At 39.7% G+C, this 13,515-nt stretch carries 15 protein-coding genes and 1 pseudogene; 4 read left to right on the top strand and 12 right to left on the bottom strand.

The window, feature by feature from the left end; all coding sequences use genetic code 11:
* Window positions 1–114 precede the first annotated feature (114 nt).
* The 5 genes from O4M77_RS14930 to O4M77_RS14910 all read right to left on the bottom strand — a co-directional run bounded on the left by O4M77_RS14930 (window position 115) and on the right by O4M77_RS14910 (window position 2,680).
* On the bottom strand, window positions 115–603 hold the full coding sequence (locus tag O4M77_RS14930; RefSeq protein ID WP_166138379.1) for a hypothetical protein: 489 nt from the start codon (window positions 601–603) through the stop codon (window positions 115–117).
* Between the two features lie 154 nt (window positions 604–757).
* Entirely contained in the window at window positions 758–1,564 is an 807-nt protein-coding gene (locus O4M77_RS14925) for a hypothetical protein (RefSeq protein WP_228278815.1), read from the bottom strand.
* 114 nt (window positions 1,565–1,678) lie between these two features.
* The gene (locus tag O4M77_RS14920; RefSeq protein WP_000221358.1) at window positions 1,679–1,972 is read right to left on the bottom strand and encodes a type II toxin-antitoxin system RelE family toxin; all 294 of its coding nucleotides are present in this window, start codon (window positions 1,970–1,972) and stop codon (window positions 1,679–1,681) included.
* Window positions 1,962–2,207 (bottom strand): type II toxin-antitoxin system RelB/DinJ family antitoxin, encoded by a 246-nt coding sequence (locus O4M77_RS14915; protein ID WP_166138376.1) that lies wholly within the window; start codon window positions 2,205–2,207, stop codon window positions 1,962–1,964. Before O4M77_RS14915 ends, O4M77_RS14920 begins: the two co-directional genes overlap by 11 nt.
* A 101-nt stretch (window positions 2,208–2,308) precedes the next feature.
* The gene (locus O4M77_RS14910; protein WP_004726814.1) at window positions 2,309–2,680 is read right to left on the bottom strand and encodes a hypothetical protein; all 372 of its coding nucleotides are present in this window, start codon (window positions 2,678–2,680) and stop codon (window positions 2,309–2,311) included.
* Window positions 2,681–2,943: 263 nt separating this feature from the next.
* Between O4M77_RS14910 and O4M77_RS14905 the strand changes: the two are divergent.
* A pseudogene (locus tag O4M77_RS14905) lies at window positions 2,944–3,207 on the top strand (tautomerase family protein); the annotation flags it as partial.
* Window positions 3,208–3,275: 68 nt separating this feature from the next.
* On the opposite strand, the gene tnpC (O4M77_RS14900) reads toward O4M77_RS14905, so the two are convergent.
* The 3 genes from tnpC (O4M77_RS14900) to tnpA (O4M77_RS14890) form a co-directional block, all read right to left on the bottom strand.
* Window positions 3,276–4,880, bottom strand: a complete 1,605-nt coding sequence (gene tnpC / locus O4M77_RS14900; RefSeq protein ID WP_323714124.1) for an IS66 family transposase — start codon at window positions 4,878–4,880, stop codon at window positions 3,276–3,278.
* A gap of 74 nt (window positions 4,881–4,954) precedes the next feature.
* Complete coding sequence (tnpB, locus tag O4M77_RS14895; RefSeq protein WP_043974827.1) at window positions 4,955–5,290, bottom strand: IS66 family insertion sequence element accessory protein TnpB; 336 nt, start codon at window positions 5,288–5,290, stop codon at window positions 4,955–4,957.
* Window positions 5,287–5,670 carry an IS66-like element accessory protein TnpA gene (gene tnpA / locus O4M77_RS14890; protein WP_323714123.1) on the bottom strand — a complete coding sequence of 128 codons (384 nt, stop codon included), beginning with the start codon at window positions 5,668–5,670 and terminating at the stop codon, window positions 5,287–5,289. Before tnpA (O4M77_RS14890) ends, tnpB (O4M77_RS14895) begins: the two co-directional genes overlap by 4 nt.
* 146 nt (window positions 5,671–5,816) lie before the next feature.
* Between tnpA (O4M77_RS14890) and O4M77_RS14885 the strand changes: the two genes are divergently transcribed.
* A complete protein-coding gene (locus O4M77_RS14885) occupies window positions 5,817–7,754 on the top strand; it encodes an ATP-binding cassette domain-containing protein (protein WP_323714122.1) in 1,938 nt (645 codons plus the stop codon).
* Between the two features lie 132 nt (window positions 7,755–7,886).
* Here O4M77_RS14885 and tnpC (O4M77_RS14880) read toward each other — a convergent pair whose 3' ends face one another.
* From tnpC (O4M77_RS14880) to O4M77_RS14865, 4 genes are all read right to left on the bottom strand, one after another.
* Complete coding sequence (gene tnpC / locus O4M77_RS14880) at window positions 7,887–9,470, bottom strand: IS66 family transposase (RefSeq protein ID WP_180110187.1); 1,584 nt, start codon at window positions 9,468–9,470, stop codon at window positions 7,887–7,889.
* A 74-nt stretch (window positions 9,471–9,544) separates the two neighbouring features.
* Complete coding sequence (gene tnpB / locus O4M77_RS14875) at window positions 9,545–9,880, bottom strand: IS66 family insertion sequence element accessory protein TnpB (RefSeq protein WP_043974827.1); 336 nt, start codon at window positions 9,878–9,880, stop codon at window positions 9,545–9,547.
* A complete protein-coding gene (gene tnpA, locus O4M77_RS14870; RefSeq protein WP_180025687.1) occupies window positions 9,877–10,260 on the bottom strand; it encodes an IS66-like element accessory protein TnpA in 384 nt (127 codons plus the stop codon). Before tnpA (O4M77_RS14870) ends, tnpB (O4M77_RS14875) begins: the two co-directional genes overlap by 4 nt.
* A gap of 71 nt (window positions 10,261–10,331) precedes the next feature.
* Window positions 10,332–11,425, bottom strand: a protein-coding gene (locus tag O4M77_RS14865) for an IS4-like element ISAba1 family transposase (RefSeq protein ID WP_323714121.1) whose coding sequence is annotated in 2 segments (ribosomal slippage) — window positions 10,332–10,885 and window positions 10,885–11,425 — 1,095 coding nt in all. Because the reading frame shifts where the segments join, the coding sequence is not laid out codon by codon here.
* A 90-nt stretch (window positions 11,426–11,515) separates the two neighbouring features.
* Here O4M77_RS14865 and estT point away from each other — a divergent pair.
* Window positions 11,516–12,361, top strand: coding sequence for a macrolide hydrolase EstT (gene estT, locus O4M77_RS14860; RefSeq protein ID WP_323714120.1), 846 nt, complete (start codon window positions 11,516–11,518; stop codon window positions 12,359–12,361).
* Window positions 12,351–13,508, top strand: coding sequence for a tetracycline-inactivating monooxygenase Tet(X) (tet(X), locus tag O4M77_RS14855; RefSeq protein WP_323714119.1), 1,158 nt, complete (start codon window positions 12,351–12,353; stop codon window positions 13,506–13,508). The genes estT and tet(X) overlap by 11 nt, the downstream gene beginning before the upstream one ends.
* Window positions 13,509–13,515 lie beyond the last annotated feature (7 nt).

Genomic DNA, 13,515 nt, shown 5'->3' with positions numbered 1-13,515 from the left:
GAGGTTTTATGTTAAATCAGGAGTTCACAATATTGGTCGCCATAATACTTTTTTCATAAAAATGAAAGTAATTGACATCATTTTACTTTAGTGATTAATTTTTTATTACAAATATCAATAACTTGAGATGATCATGTTTTTCATCTCCAACTTTTGATAAATTAATGTTAAATCAAACTTTTTTATCCAATTGGAGTAAATTCCACTACCTTGTCTAATTAGTAGTGCTTCATATAGTGTTCTTATTATTTGCATTAACTCTTCATTATTATTCTGCATTGGATTAATTGATGTTACTGTTAAAATAGACTTTAGATAGCCTTCTTTTGTCTTTATTTCTTTCTCTAAATCATCATGGATTTGAACTTGATAAAGAATATTATCAATAAAAAAATGATATGTTCTATCAATAAATTTTGGATCTTTTTCAGGCTCTCGTCCTGAATTACTTTGCCATATTTGTCTTAAATATATTTTTCGCTCTTTATCTATAGTCCAATCTCTATCAGGATGCCAAACTCCTCTAGGAACACTATTTTCTATTTCATCAAGACCATATTCAATACGATCCTCTCCACTAATTCTTTCATTTATAAATCCCATTATTTCCCCTCTTATTAAATGTTCTTATTTCAGAGTAATTAGAATAGTTAAATTTAGCTAAAATTAACATAATACGGATTATCTGAAGCCTGGGATGTCTTCCAGGCTTCTTTTTTGGCTTCGTATAACAGCCATTATGTTAAATAAGTAAAATTTAGTTATTTTTTTGAGATGATGGAGCTGAGTTCCATGTGTCTAATAAGCGCCATATTGCATTATCAATATCTTGCCATTTCTCCCAATTGTTTAAATTAGTTTCCCATTGAACCCATATATCCCCATACTTATTTGATTCATAGTTATTTCCTATTATTTCAATTGATTCTCCATTTTCTGGTCTTCTTCCTCTTGTATTAACTTTAAGAAAGACACCAGAAACATTTGGAATATTCGAATCTGCATAACAAAATAGATATTCATCAGAAAAAATCCTCCGATAACATTCCAAGCCGAATTTTTTAAATTTCGAATCCATCTTGACATATTCCGGAGTAATATTATTAAGAATTACTTTTTTTGTATCAGTATTATTTTCCCTCATCTCTAAACCTAAACCTTTTATTCGTACTCGTACCTGATCTTTATGATCAGGTGCAAAACCATCCGTAGCTTCTATTTTTTCCCTATTGAAAGTTAAATAAAATTCTAATTGTCGATTAGAGTCAGGCATTGGTAAAGTATTTGCTTCCTCTTGAGTTATAGCGGGAAATTTTTCAGGAATATAGTCAATTGGAAACTGCCCTAAATAATGTTCACGTTCAGGGCGATAAAATTCATTATCAAATTGGTCAGGAATATGTTTTCTACGTGGACCAAGCTTTGCTTTTACTATCAAATTTGGATTCTGCTTCCATGTCACTATTTCCCCTTCTTTAGGAATATCTTTTGAAATATCTTTTGATGTACATCCAATAAGTAACAGGACATACGAGGAAATAATCCAATATCTTTTTATTAGCATTATTTATCTCTTATAAATTTATGATTTCAGCAAAATCAGAATAGTTAAATTTCCCTAAAATTAACATAATACACGTTATACGAAGGCAAAAATGGGAGCTATAAGCTCCCATTTTTAGTCTTTAATTCGCTTTTTCGCTTCGTCATAAACTATGCTATCAGCTCGTTTTCCGACGGTAATGAGCAGGATAACTACCTGATCATCTTTAACTTGATAGACAAGTCGGACACCAGCTTTTAATAATTTGATTTTATAGCAACCTGCAAGATCGCCTCTAAGCATGTTCTTTGGAATATGTGGCTGCTCTATGACTTTAGCTAGTTTCTTTTTAAATTGATCTCGTATAGCAACAGGGAGTTTTTCCCATTCTGCTGTAAAGTCCTTGTGACGTAAAAGCTTATAAGTCATCTAATGTGACTTCCTCAAACATCTCTTTAGGATCGTTAATGCGCTTACGGACAAGAGCTAATAATTCTTCATCTTCTTCCGAAAGCAAAGCTTTTTTGACGGGCAGTTTCCCAGTCGTAGCAACATACTCAAGAATACTAGTGAAGAAATCCGTAGGTGCAATACCTTGCTCTTTAAGAATTGAATAAGATTTTTCTTTAAGGGCTCCATCGACCCTGAAGTTAACAGTAGCCATCATATTTTCCAAGTGTTTAATGTACTAGGAATAGTGTAATGCAAATTGCATTACAAGTCGAATTCGCATAACAGCCATTATGTTAAATAGGGCTTTTAAAATTATTCTTCAATAGAGTTTCCATCAAGGTCATATAGCTTTACTTCTCTTGCACCAGTATTAAGAAATAACTCCTTAAAAGCTCGTATTTCAATCTTAGTTAAATTACCTTGTATCGGCTCCATTATTTGGACAATCGTAATAGGAGCTGTAAACTTGAAAAAAGATAAACCGTTAGAATGGTGTCTCATTAAAGCTTTTAATGTTGTTGTAGCGCTTTCAAAATCTGCCAAAATCATTCTTGGGTGATCATAAGGTGATTTAGGAATTTCAGTTGCTTTGACTGTGCCATTCTCTGCCATCAAACTTATACGGTTTTTATAAAAATGTATCCATATTGCTTTAGGATATTTTTTTAAATCGTCTCTTATCATTTTAGTTCTTAACTTGGATGTTCATTTAATTATAAATATATATTTTTTTTAATTTCAATTGGATAATTCTTAATTTATTCTAAAATTAACATAATACACGTTATACGAATCTCTAAAAATAAGTTTATTGCACTGATTTTTATATATTTTTTAAATTTTAAGCCTAGACCAGAGTCTAGGCTTTTTCATTTCGTATAACAGCCATTATCTTAAATGGGAGGGGGAGATTAAGCTAAAATTAGGGTTTTAATTTAGAGAAAGTAATGTCTCAGATAAAAATTTATGCTTTAGATGAAACTATAGAATTACATCGTGATAATTTAAGTAAAGCTATCCATCAGGCTTTAGTTAAAGAATTAAAATATCCTGAAGAAAAAAGGTTTCAACGTTTTATTCCACTAGAATCCAAAAATTTTATATATCCAGCAGACCGCAGTACATCTTATATAATTATTGAAATTTCCATGTTCGATGGACGAACAAAAGAGACTAAAAAAGCATTCATTAAGACTCTATTCGAAAATATCTCTGTACACGACAAATTTCACAGAACCCTTATCCTATGTAAGCGTCCGCTGAATCCCATGCCTATTTTTTAATTTTGGTCGGATTTCCAGCGGTGTGGCAGTAATTCTTCTATTTGGGTCACTTTATGCGTCGGCAGCCTTTTCAGCACATCACTTAAATAGGCATACGGATCCAGTCCATTCAGCTTTGCTGACTGGATTAAAGTCATGATATTGGCAGCTCGTTGGCCGCTGCGCAGCGAGCCAGCAAACAGCCAGTTCTTACGTCCCAACGCCCAGGGACGCATCTGATTTTCAATCCAGTTATTATCTATAGGCAAATTACCATCATCCAGATAGCGGCAGAGTGCCTGCCAACGTTTTAGGCTGTAATTGATCGCCTTGGCAGTTGGAGAACTCGATGGCACCGTCAGATAATGTTGGTTGAGCCATTCATACAGTTGTTGCATCACCGGTTGACTATGCTGTTGCCGATATTCGCGGCGCTGTTCTGCTGTACTATCGGTCTTTTTCCTGAGTTCTGCTTCTATGGCATACAGTTTCTGAATCAGCACTAATGCCTGTTCAGCGACCTGACTTTTTTTGGTCACATGCAGTTCATGGAATTTACGACGCGCATGGGCCATGCAGCCCACCTCAATGACCTGACCTGATTTAAAGCGTGCTTTATAACCGCTGTAATCATCACAGACCAGATGGCCCTGCCAGTCTTTCAGGAACGCTTCAGCATGCTGACCTGAACGACTATCCTGAAAGTCATAGATCACCGCCTGAACTGGATTGTACTGTGTGGTGGCATAGGCCCAGACATAACCTTTCTTCGGTTTTTTCTCATTCTCACCCATCCGCATAATGGTGACTGGTGTTTCATCTGCATGCAGCACCTGCTGTTGCAGCACCACCTCTTTTAAGGCATTAGCCAGAGGCTCCAGTTCCACACCGCAGCGACCAATCCAGTCAGATAAAGTGGATCTGGACAGATCAATGCCAGCCCGCTGATAGATCAGGCGCTGACGGTACAGCGGCAAATGATCGGCATACTTCGATACCAGCACATGGCTGAGCAGTTCAGGTGAAGCAATGCCTTTATCAATCACATAGGCAGGCATCGCTTGCTGAGTCAGGGTGTCACACTGATCACAGACCCATTTGCCACGAACATGCTGTTCCTTGTAGAACTGTGCCGGTCTGAAATGCAGTTTTTCACTGATATCTTCGCCGATACGACGTAACTGGCAGCCACAACTGCATTGGGTTGATGCAGGTTCATGCTCAATACGGATGGTGTGTAGATGATCTGGCAGCAGTCGACGTTTAGGTTTATTGGTTTTGGCTTTCTGTGTCGCTGCATCGGTTTTATCTGCATTTAATCGTTCTAATTCCAGATCAACGGCTGCGATATCTTCTTCGACCGCTTCGTCCCATAGATGGATTTGTTTTGCCGTTAAGTGTTCATTCTTTTGGGCGAATTTATGCTTTTTAAACAGCGCCAGTTCATGCTCGTATTTTTGATTGAGAATAGAAAGATGCTGAACTTTGGCATCCAATTGCTGGTTTGATTTTTCTAATTCTTGATTTGATTGTGCCAGAGACTGATGCTGCATCGCCAACTGCCGGGTAAATTCCAGCAGTTGTTCATGGGTCAGTTGGCTTAAGTCAGGCAGTGTATTCATGACCGCAGTATGCCTGAGGTCATGACGCAGAGGAAATAGAACGTTTGGAGAATAGTAGAATGTAGCAGCCTAGTTTAGAGCATTGTGACCACTTGCTGTCGTCCAATGCGCTGCCAGGGCAAACCCTGAATGAGTGCCTGTAACTGTTCTGGACTGAGAGCTACATTTTCACCCTGGTGAACTTTAGCCCAGTGGAATTTTCCCTGTTCCAGCCGCCGGGCACACAGCCAGATGCCCAGTCCATCATGTACCAGCACTTTCATGCGATGGCCACGTTTATTACAGAACAGGTAAGCACAATGCGGTTTGATGTAGCCAAAGGCTCTCACCACCTGAGCCATGGCAGTATCCATTCCTGCACGCATGTCCATGGGCTGAGTAGACAACCAGATTTCATCAATGCGGATCATGTTGCAAGTGCCTTGAGTAATTCTGCTAAAGCAGATATTTCTGATACTTGCCATTTCAAGCCAATTTCTGCTTTTGAGTTGGGTAAAGTAATTTGAACTTTTAACATGTCAGTAGGAGTAGGATCTAATGGTGCAGAGCAAGATAAGGCAATAAATGCAGGTTTATTCGGTAGTGGTGTGCGATCACTCCCTGGCTTAGCATCAATTAAGCGAATCCATTTGGATACAAGATTTGTATTCAATCCATGTTGCAAAGCGACTGAAGCAATTGAAACGTCCGGTGCTTTACAAGCCTGAACGATCTGCTGTTTAAATTCAGCACTGTATGTTCTTCGTTTTTTCGCAAGAGATGCGATGGATGTCTGATTATTTGTAGTCATAAATTTAAGTCCCCACTTGTTTCTAAGTGGGGACTAAATTAAGGCTTATAGGATGAATTCATAAGGTGTGTTCAGCGGACGCTTACTTTTCTTTTGCAAAGCCATCCATTAGAATAGCCTCACATTCTTCTTGTTTAGTTAGTTCCATGATTCAGTTAGACCAACTTTCCATTCGTCGCGGTGGGCGTGTTTTATTTCAAAAAGCATCTATGCAATTGCATCCAGGCTGGAAAATCGGCTTAACCGGTGTAAATGGTGCGGGTAAATCGACTCTTTTTTCTGCACTTTTAGGTGGAATGGAATCTGATGGTGGTTCATTAACTCGTCCTGCGGTATGGACCGTCGCGCATATGGCGCAAGAAATCAAAGCACTCGATATGAAAGCGATTGATTTCGTTCTATCAGGCGATGAAGAATATTGGGATATACAACATAAACTTGAACATCCAGAGCAATTAGACAATGAAGCGTTGGCACACTTATATGGCCGATTTGATGAAATCCATGGCTATACAGCACCATCCAAAGCCTCACAGCTGATGGCTGGCCTGGGTTTCTTTGAACATCAGTCCCAGCTCAATGTTTCAAGCTTTTCAGGTGGTTGGCGTATGCGTTTAAACCTTGCGCGTACCCTGATGAGCCGTTCTGACCTTTTATTACTCGATGAACCAACCAACCACTTAGACTTAGATGCGATTTTGTGGTTAGAAGATTGGTTAAAAGCTTATGAAGGCACACTGATCTTGATTTCACATGACCGTGATTTCTTAGATGCGGTGACTGATCATATTTTACACATCGAAAATCAAGAGCTGACGCTTTACACCGGTAACTATTCAACCTTTGAACGCACCCGTTCTGAGCGCTTGGCACAACAACAACAAGCCTATGAAAAACAACTCGAAACTCGTGCGCATCTCCAAAAATTTATTGACCGTTTTAAAGCCAAAGCGACTAAAGCTAAGCAGGCTCAAAGCCGTATTAAACAATTAGAACGTATGCAGGAACTTTCTGCCGCGCATGTCGATACGCCATTTACCTTTAGTTTCCGTGAGCCAACCAAAATGAGCTCGCCGCTGTTACAAATGGAACATGTCGATATTGGCTATGGTGACAAACTGATTGCCACCAATGTGAATTTACAGATTACCCCAAACAGTCGCATTGGTTTACTCGGGATGAATGGTGCGGGTAAATCAACCTTAATTAAATCCTTGGTTGGTGACCTTCCCTTATTACAAGGGACGCGCAAAGCCTCGGAACTGTTAAATATTGGCTATTTTGCACAGCATCAAATGGATGCTCTAGATGGCAATGCCAGCCCAATGTTGCAATTATCTCGAATCGCTGACAAAAAAATCAGTGAAGCGGTATTACGTTCATTCTTAGGTAGCTTTGGTTTTAGTGGCGAACGCATGGATACGCCAAGTGAAGGATTTTCAGGCGGTGAACGAGCACGATTGGCTTTAGCTTTGATTGTTTGGCAGCGCCCCAATGTTTTAATTCTAGATGAACCGACCAACCATTTAGACCTTGATATGCGTCATGCGCTAACTATGGCATTACAAGACTTTGAAGGCGCTGTGGTTTTGGTTTCGCATGAACGTCAATTGATTGCCAGTGTTTGTGACGAATTATTATTGGTACATCATGGGAAATGTCGCGAATTTGATGGTGACCTCGTGGCTTATGCCGATTGGCTGCGTCAAGCACGGATCGACATGATGAAAAATAGTCAACAAGCCCCGACTCCCATCAAATCTCAAGTTGAAACTAAACCGACGATTTCCAAAGTCGATAAAGAAGCGCAACGTAAAGAAGCTGCACGTCAGCGTGAATTGACCCGCCCGATTCGTAAAAACATTGAAAAAAATGAAGCGCAAATCAGCAAAATTCAGCCACGCTTAAACGAAATCGAGGAATTATTAGCAGACAGTGCTTTATATGAAGCCAGTCGTAAAGATGACTTACTCAAACTAATGAATGAGCAAACAGAATTAAAAGCCAAACTTGAATCTGTCGAAGAGCAAATGCTTGAATTAAGGATGGGATTAGAAGAAATGGAAAGTAGTTTTGAAGCTTAATTTAAAAAGCAAAACCCTAGATTTGCATTATTAAGAAAACCTAACTTAAGCTCAAAAAATCAATCGCCGTGAAATTTAAATGTTCCACGGCGATTTTTTATGTAAGCGTCCGCTGAATCCCATGCCTATTTTTTAATTTTGGTCGGATTTCCAGCGGTGTGGCAGTAATTCTTCTATTTGGGTCACTTTATGCGTCGGCAGCCTTTTCAGCACATCACTTAAATAGGCATACGGATCCAGTCCATTCAGCTTTGCTGACTGGATTAAAGTCATGATATTGGCAGCTCGTTGGCCGCTGCGCAGCGAGCCAGCAAACAGCCAGTTCTTACGTCCCAACGCCCAGGGACGCATCTGATTTTCAATCCAGTTATTATCTATAGGCAAATTACCATCATCCAGATAGCGGCAGAGTGCCTGCCAACGTTTTAGGCTGTAATTGATCGCCTTGGCAGTTGGAGAACTCGATGGCACCGTCAGATAATGTTGGTTGAGCCATTCATACAGTTGTTGCATCACCGGTTGACTATGCTGTTGCCGATATTCGCGGCGCTGTTCTGCTGTACTATCGGTCTTTTTCCTGAGTTCTGCTTCTATGGCATACAGTTTCTGAATCAGCACTAATGCCTGTTCAGCGACCTGACTTTTTTTGGTCACATGCAGTTCATGGAATTTACGACGCGCATGGGCCATGCAGCCCACCTCAATGACCTGACCTGATTTAAAGCGTGCTTTATAACCGCTGTAATCATCACAGACCAGATGGCCCTGCCAGTCTTTCAGGAACGCTTCAGCATGCTGACCTGAACGACTATCCTGAAAGTCATAGATCACCGCCTGAACTGGATTGTACTGTGTGGTGGCATAGGCCCAGACATAACCTTTCTTCGGTTTTTTCTCATTCTCACCCATCCGCATAATGGTGACTGGTGTTTCATCTGCATGCAGCACCTGCTGTTGCAGCACCACCTCTTTTAAGGCATTAGCCAGAGGCTCCAGTTCCACACCGCAGCGACCAATCCAGTCAGATAAAGTGGATCTGGACAGATCAATGCCAGCCCGCTGATAGATCAGGCGCTGACGGTACAGCGGCAAATGATCGGCATACTTCGATACCAGCACATGGCTGAGCAGTTCAGGTGAAGCAATGCCTTTATCAATCACATAGGCAGGCATCGCTTGCTGAGTCAGGGTGTCACACTGATCACAGACCCATTTGCCACGAACATGCTGTTCCTTGTAGAACTGTGCCGGTCTGAAATGCAGTTTTTCACTGATATCTTCGCCGATACGACGTAACTGGCAGCCACAACTGCATTGGGTTGATGCAGGTTCATGCTCAATACGGATGGTGTGTAGATGATCTGGCAGCAGTCGACGTTTAGGTTTATTGGTTTTGGCTTTCTGTGTCGCTGCATCGGTTTTATCTGCATTTAATCGTTCTAATTCCAGATCAACGGCTGCGATATCTTCTTCGACCGCTTCGTCCCATAGATGGATTTGTTTTGCCGTTAAGTGTTCATTCTTTTGGGCGAATTTATGCTTTTTAAACAGCGCCAGTTCATGCTCGTATTTTTGATTGAGAATAGAAAGATGCTGAACTTTGGCATCCAATTCTTGATTTGATTGTGCCAGAGACTGATGCTGCATCGCCAACTGCCGGGTAAATTCCAGCAGTTGTTCATGGGTCAGTTGGCTTAAGTCAGGCAGTGTATTCATGACCGCAGTATGCCTGAGGTCATGACGCAGAGGAAATAGAACGTTTGGAGAATAGTAGAATGTAGCAGCCTAGTTTAGAGCATTGTGACCACTTGCTGTCGTCCAATGCGCTGCCAGGGCAAACCCTGAATGAGTGCCTGTAACTGTTCTGGACTGAGAGCTACATTTTCACCCTGGTGAACTTTAGCCCAGTGGAATTTTCCCTGTTCCAGCCGCCGGGCACACAGCCAGATGCCCAGTCCATCATGTACCAGCACTTTCATGCGATGGCCACGTTTATTACAGAACAGGTAAGCACAATGCGGTTTGATGTAGCCAAAGGCTCTCACCACCTGAGCCATGGCAGTATCCATTCCTGCACGCATGTCCATGGGCTGAGTAGACAACCAGATTTCATCAATGCGGATCATGTTGCAAGTGCCTTGAGTAATTCTGCTAAAGCAGATATTTCTGATACTTGCCATTTCAAGCCAATTTCTGCTTTTGAGTGGGGTAAGGTAATTTGAACCGTTAACATGTCAGTAGGAGTAGGATCTAATGGTGCAGAGCAAGATAAGGCAATAAATGCAGGTTTATTCGGTAGTGGTGAGCGATTACTCCCTAGCTTAGCATCAATTAAGCGAATCCATTTGGATACAAGATTTGTATTCAATCCATGTTGCAAAGCGACTGAAGCAATTGAAACGTCTGGTGCTTTACAAGCCTGAACGATCTGCTGTTTAAATTCAGCACTGTATGTTCTTCGTTTTTTCGCAAGAGATGCGATGGATGTCTGATTATTTGTAGTCATAAATTTAAGTCCCCACTTGTTTTTAAGTGGGGACTAAATTAAGGCTTATAGGATGAATTCATAAGGTGTGTTCAGCGGACGCTTACTATCCTATCAGGGTTCTGCCTTCTTAAAATTGCCAAAATTTCCTTAAACTCTTCTTTTTTCCCAAAACCAATTAAACGCTGAATCGCCATTTGAACATAGTCTAAACCATAGCGAAATAAACTCATTGAGAGTCGTCCATGCTTCTTTATTTTTATCACTTTTTTTTGATCATGTTGCCATTCACCCGTTAAGTAACACCAACAGAAGCTTATAGCTAACACCGCAATCAATTTTTTCACTCGTCTAGGGTCTGTCAAGCGCGTATTTTCAAGATTAAACCCGCGTCCTTTGAGACAACTGAATAAGGTTTCAATTTCCCAGCGTAATGCATAATCCTGAATAGCATTGGCATTAAACTGAGGAGAAACGACGAGTAAAAGCTCTCCATTTTCTAACTGTAGTGCACTTATATATAGTTTCACCCGACCAACCAAAATCCGTCGTTTACGACATTCAATTTGACCAACTTTAAGATGGCGAAATAAATCACTAATTTTATGATTCTTTCCTAAATGATTGGTGACAATGAAGTTTTTTTAACACGAATGCAGAAGTTGATGTCTTGTTCAATTAACCATGTAAACCACTGCTCACCGATAAACTCTCTGTCTGCGAACACATTCACAATACGGTCTTTACCAAAAATGGCTATAAAGCGTTGAATCAAAGCAATACGCTCTTTCGTATCTGAATTTCCACGTTTATTAAGCAATGTCCAAAGGATAGGTATCGCTATTCCACGATAAACGATTGCGAGCATCAGGATATTAATATTTCGTTTTCCCCATTTCCAATTGGTTCTATCTAAAGTCAGTTGCACTTGGTCGAATGAAAACATATTGAAAATCAACTGAGAAATTTGACGATAATCAAAATACTGACCTGCAAAGAAGCGCTGCATACGTCGATAAAATGATTGTGGTAAGCACTTGATGGGCAAGGCTTTAGATGCAGAAGAAAGATTACATGTTTGCTTTAAAATAATCACAAGCATGATGAGCGCAAAGCACTTTAAATGTGACTTGTTCCATTTTAGATATTTGTTTAAGATAAGATATAACTCATTGAGATGTGTCATAGTATTCGTCGTTAGAAAACAATTATTATGACATTATTTCAATGAGTTATCTATTTTTGTCGTGTACAGAGAAAACAGAAAGGCGAGGAAATGAAAGAGAAAATAGTTAAAAAAAACGGAATAAGACTTTTTACCGAAAGTTTTGGATGTGAAAAAGATCCGGCAATACTCTTGATTGCGGGAGCAACGGTATCCATGTTGTATTGGGATGCTGAATTTTGCCAGAAACTATCTGAAAAAGGATTTTTTGTTATTCGTTACGACAACAGAGATGTAGGAAAATCCACTAATTATGAACCAGGTTCAGCACCATACGACATTGTTGACTTAACAAATGATGCCATTGCAATTTTGGACGGCTATGAAATAGACAAAGCACATTTTGTGGGTATGTCATTAGGTGGGCTAATTACACAAATAGCAGCTATAAAGTTTGCCGATAGAGTTAGCTCATTAACACTTATGTCTACAGGCCCTTGGGGAGACTCGGACCCAACTATTCCTGAGATGGACACACGTATTTTAGATTTCCATGGTAAAGCAGGCACAGTCGATTGGTCAAATGAAGACAGTGTGGTAAACTATTTAATTCAGGGTGCAGAATTAATGTGCGGCAAGAAACAATTTGACAAACAAAGAAGTGAAAAACTGATAAGAGCTGAGTTCAATAGAGCAAACAATTATATAAGTATGTTCAATCACGCTACATTGCAAGGTAGTGAAGAATATTGGAATAGACTAAATGAAGTAAATCAACCAACCTTGATAATTCACGGAACAGATGACAAAATTTGGCACTATAAAAACGCTGGTGTATTAATTGAGAAAATACAAAATACGAAATTAATTACTCTTGAAGGAACAGGACACGAATTGCACTTTGAAGATTGGACAACAATAATTGACGGAATTGAAAAACATATAAATGAGCAATAAAGAAAAACAAATGAATTTACTTAGTGATAAGAACGTTGCAATAATTGGTGGTGGACCCGTTGGACTGACTATGGCAAAATTATTACAGCAAAACGGCATAGACGTTTCAGTTTACGAAAGAGACAACGACCGAGAGGCAAGAATTTTTGGTGGAACCCTTGACCTACACAAAGGTTCAGGTCAGGAAGCAATGAAAAAAGCGGGATTGTTACAAACTTATTATGACTTAGCCTTACCAATGGGTGTAAATATTGCTGATGAAAAAGGCAATATTTTATCCACAAAAAATGTAAAGCCCGAAAATCGATTTGACAATCCTGAAATAAACAGAAATGACTTAAGGGCTATCTTGTTGAATAGTTTAGAAAACGACACGGTTATTTGGGATAGAAAACTTGTTATGCTTGAACCTGGTAAGAAGAAGTGGACACTAACTTTTGAGAATAAACCGAGTGAAACAGCAGATCTGGTTATTATTGCCAATGGTGGAATGTCTAAAGTAAGAAAATTTGTTACCGACACGGAAGTTGAAGAAACAGGTACTTTCAATATACAAGCCGATATTCATCAACCAGAGGTGAACTGTCCTGGATTTTTTCAGCTATGCAATGGAAACCGGCTAATGGCTGCTCATCAAGGTAATTTATTATTTGCGAATCCTAATAATAATGGTGCATTGCATTTTGGAATAAGTTTTAAAACACCTGATGAATGGAAAAGCAAAACGCGGGTAGATTTTCAAGACAGAAATAGTGTCGTTGATTTTCTCCTGAAAAAATTTTCCGATTGGGACGAACGCTACAAAGAACTGATTCGTTTGACATCATCTTTTGTAGGGTTAGCGACACGAATATTTCCCTTAGATAAGTCTTGGAAAAGTAAGCGTCCATTACCCATAACGATGATTGGAGATGCTGCTCATTTGATGCCTCCTTTTGCAGGACAAGGCGTAAACAGTGGGTTGATGGATGCCTTGATATTGTCGGATAATCTGACCAATGGGAAATTTAACAGCATTGAAGAGGCTATTGAAAATTATGAACAGCAAATGTTTGCTTATGGAAGAGAAGCACAGGCAGAATCAATAATAAACGAAACGGAAATGTTCAGCCTCGACTTTTCTTTCCAAAAACTAATGAATCTATAAAACAGAA

Origin of the sequence: Acinetobacter sp. YWS30-1, from assembly GCF_033558715.1 — a bacterium.
Lineage (GTDB): Bacteria > Pseudomonadota > Gammaproteobacteria > Pseudomonadales > Moraxellaceae > Acinetobacter.
Note: the sequence above shows the minus strand (reverse complement) of the source record. Positions and strands in the feature narration are given on the sequence as shown.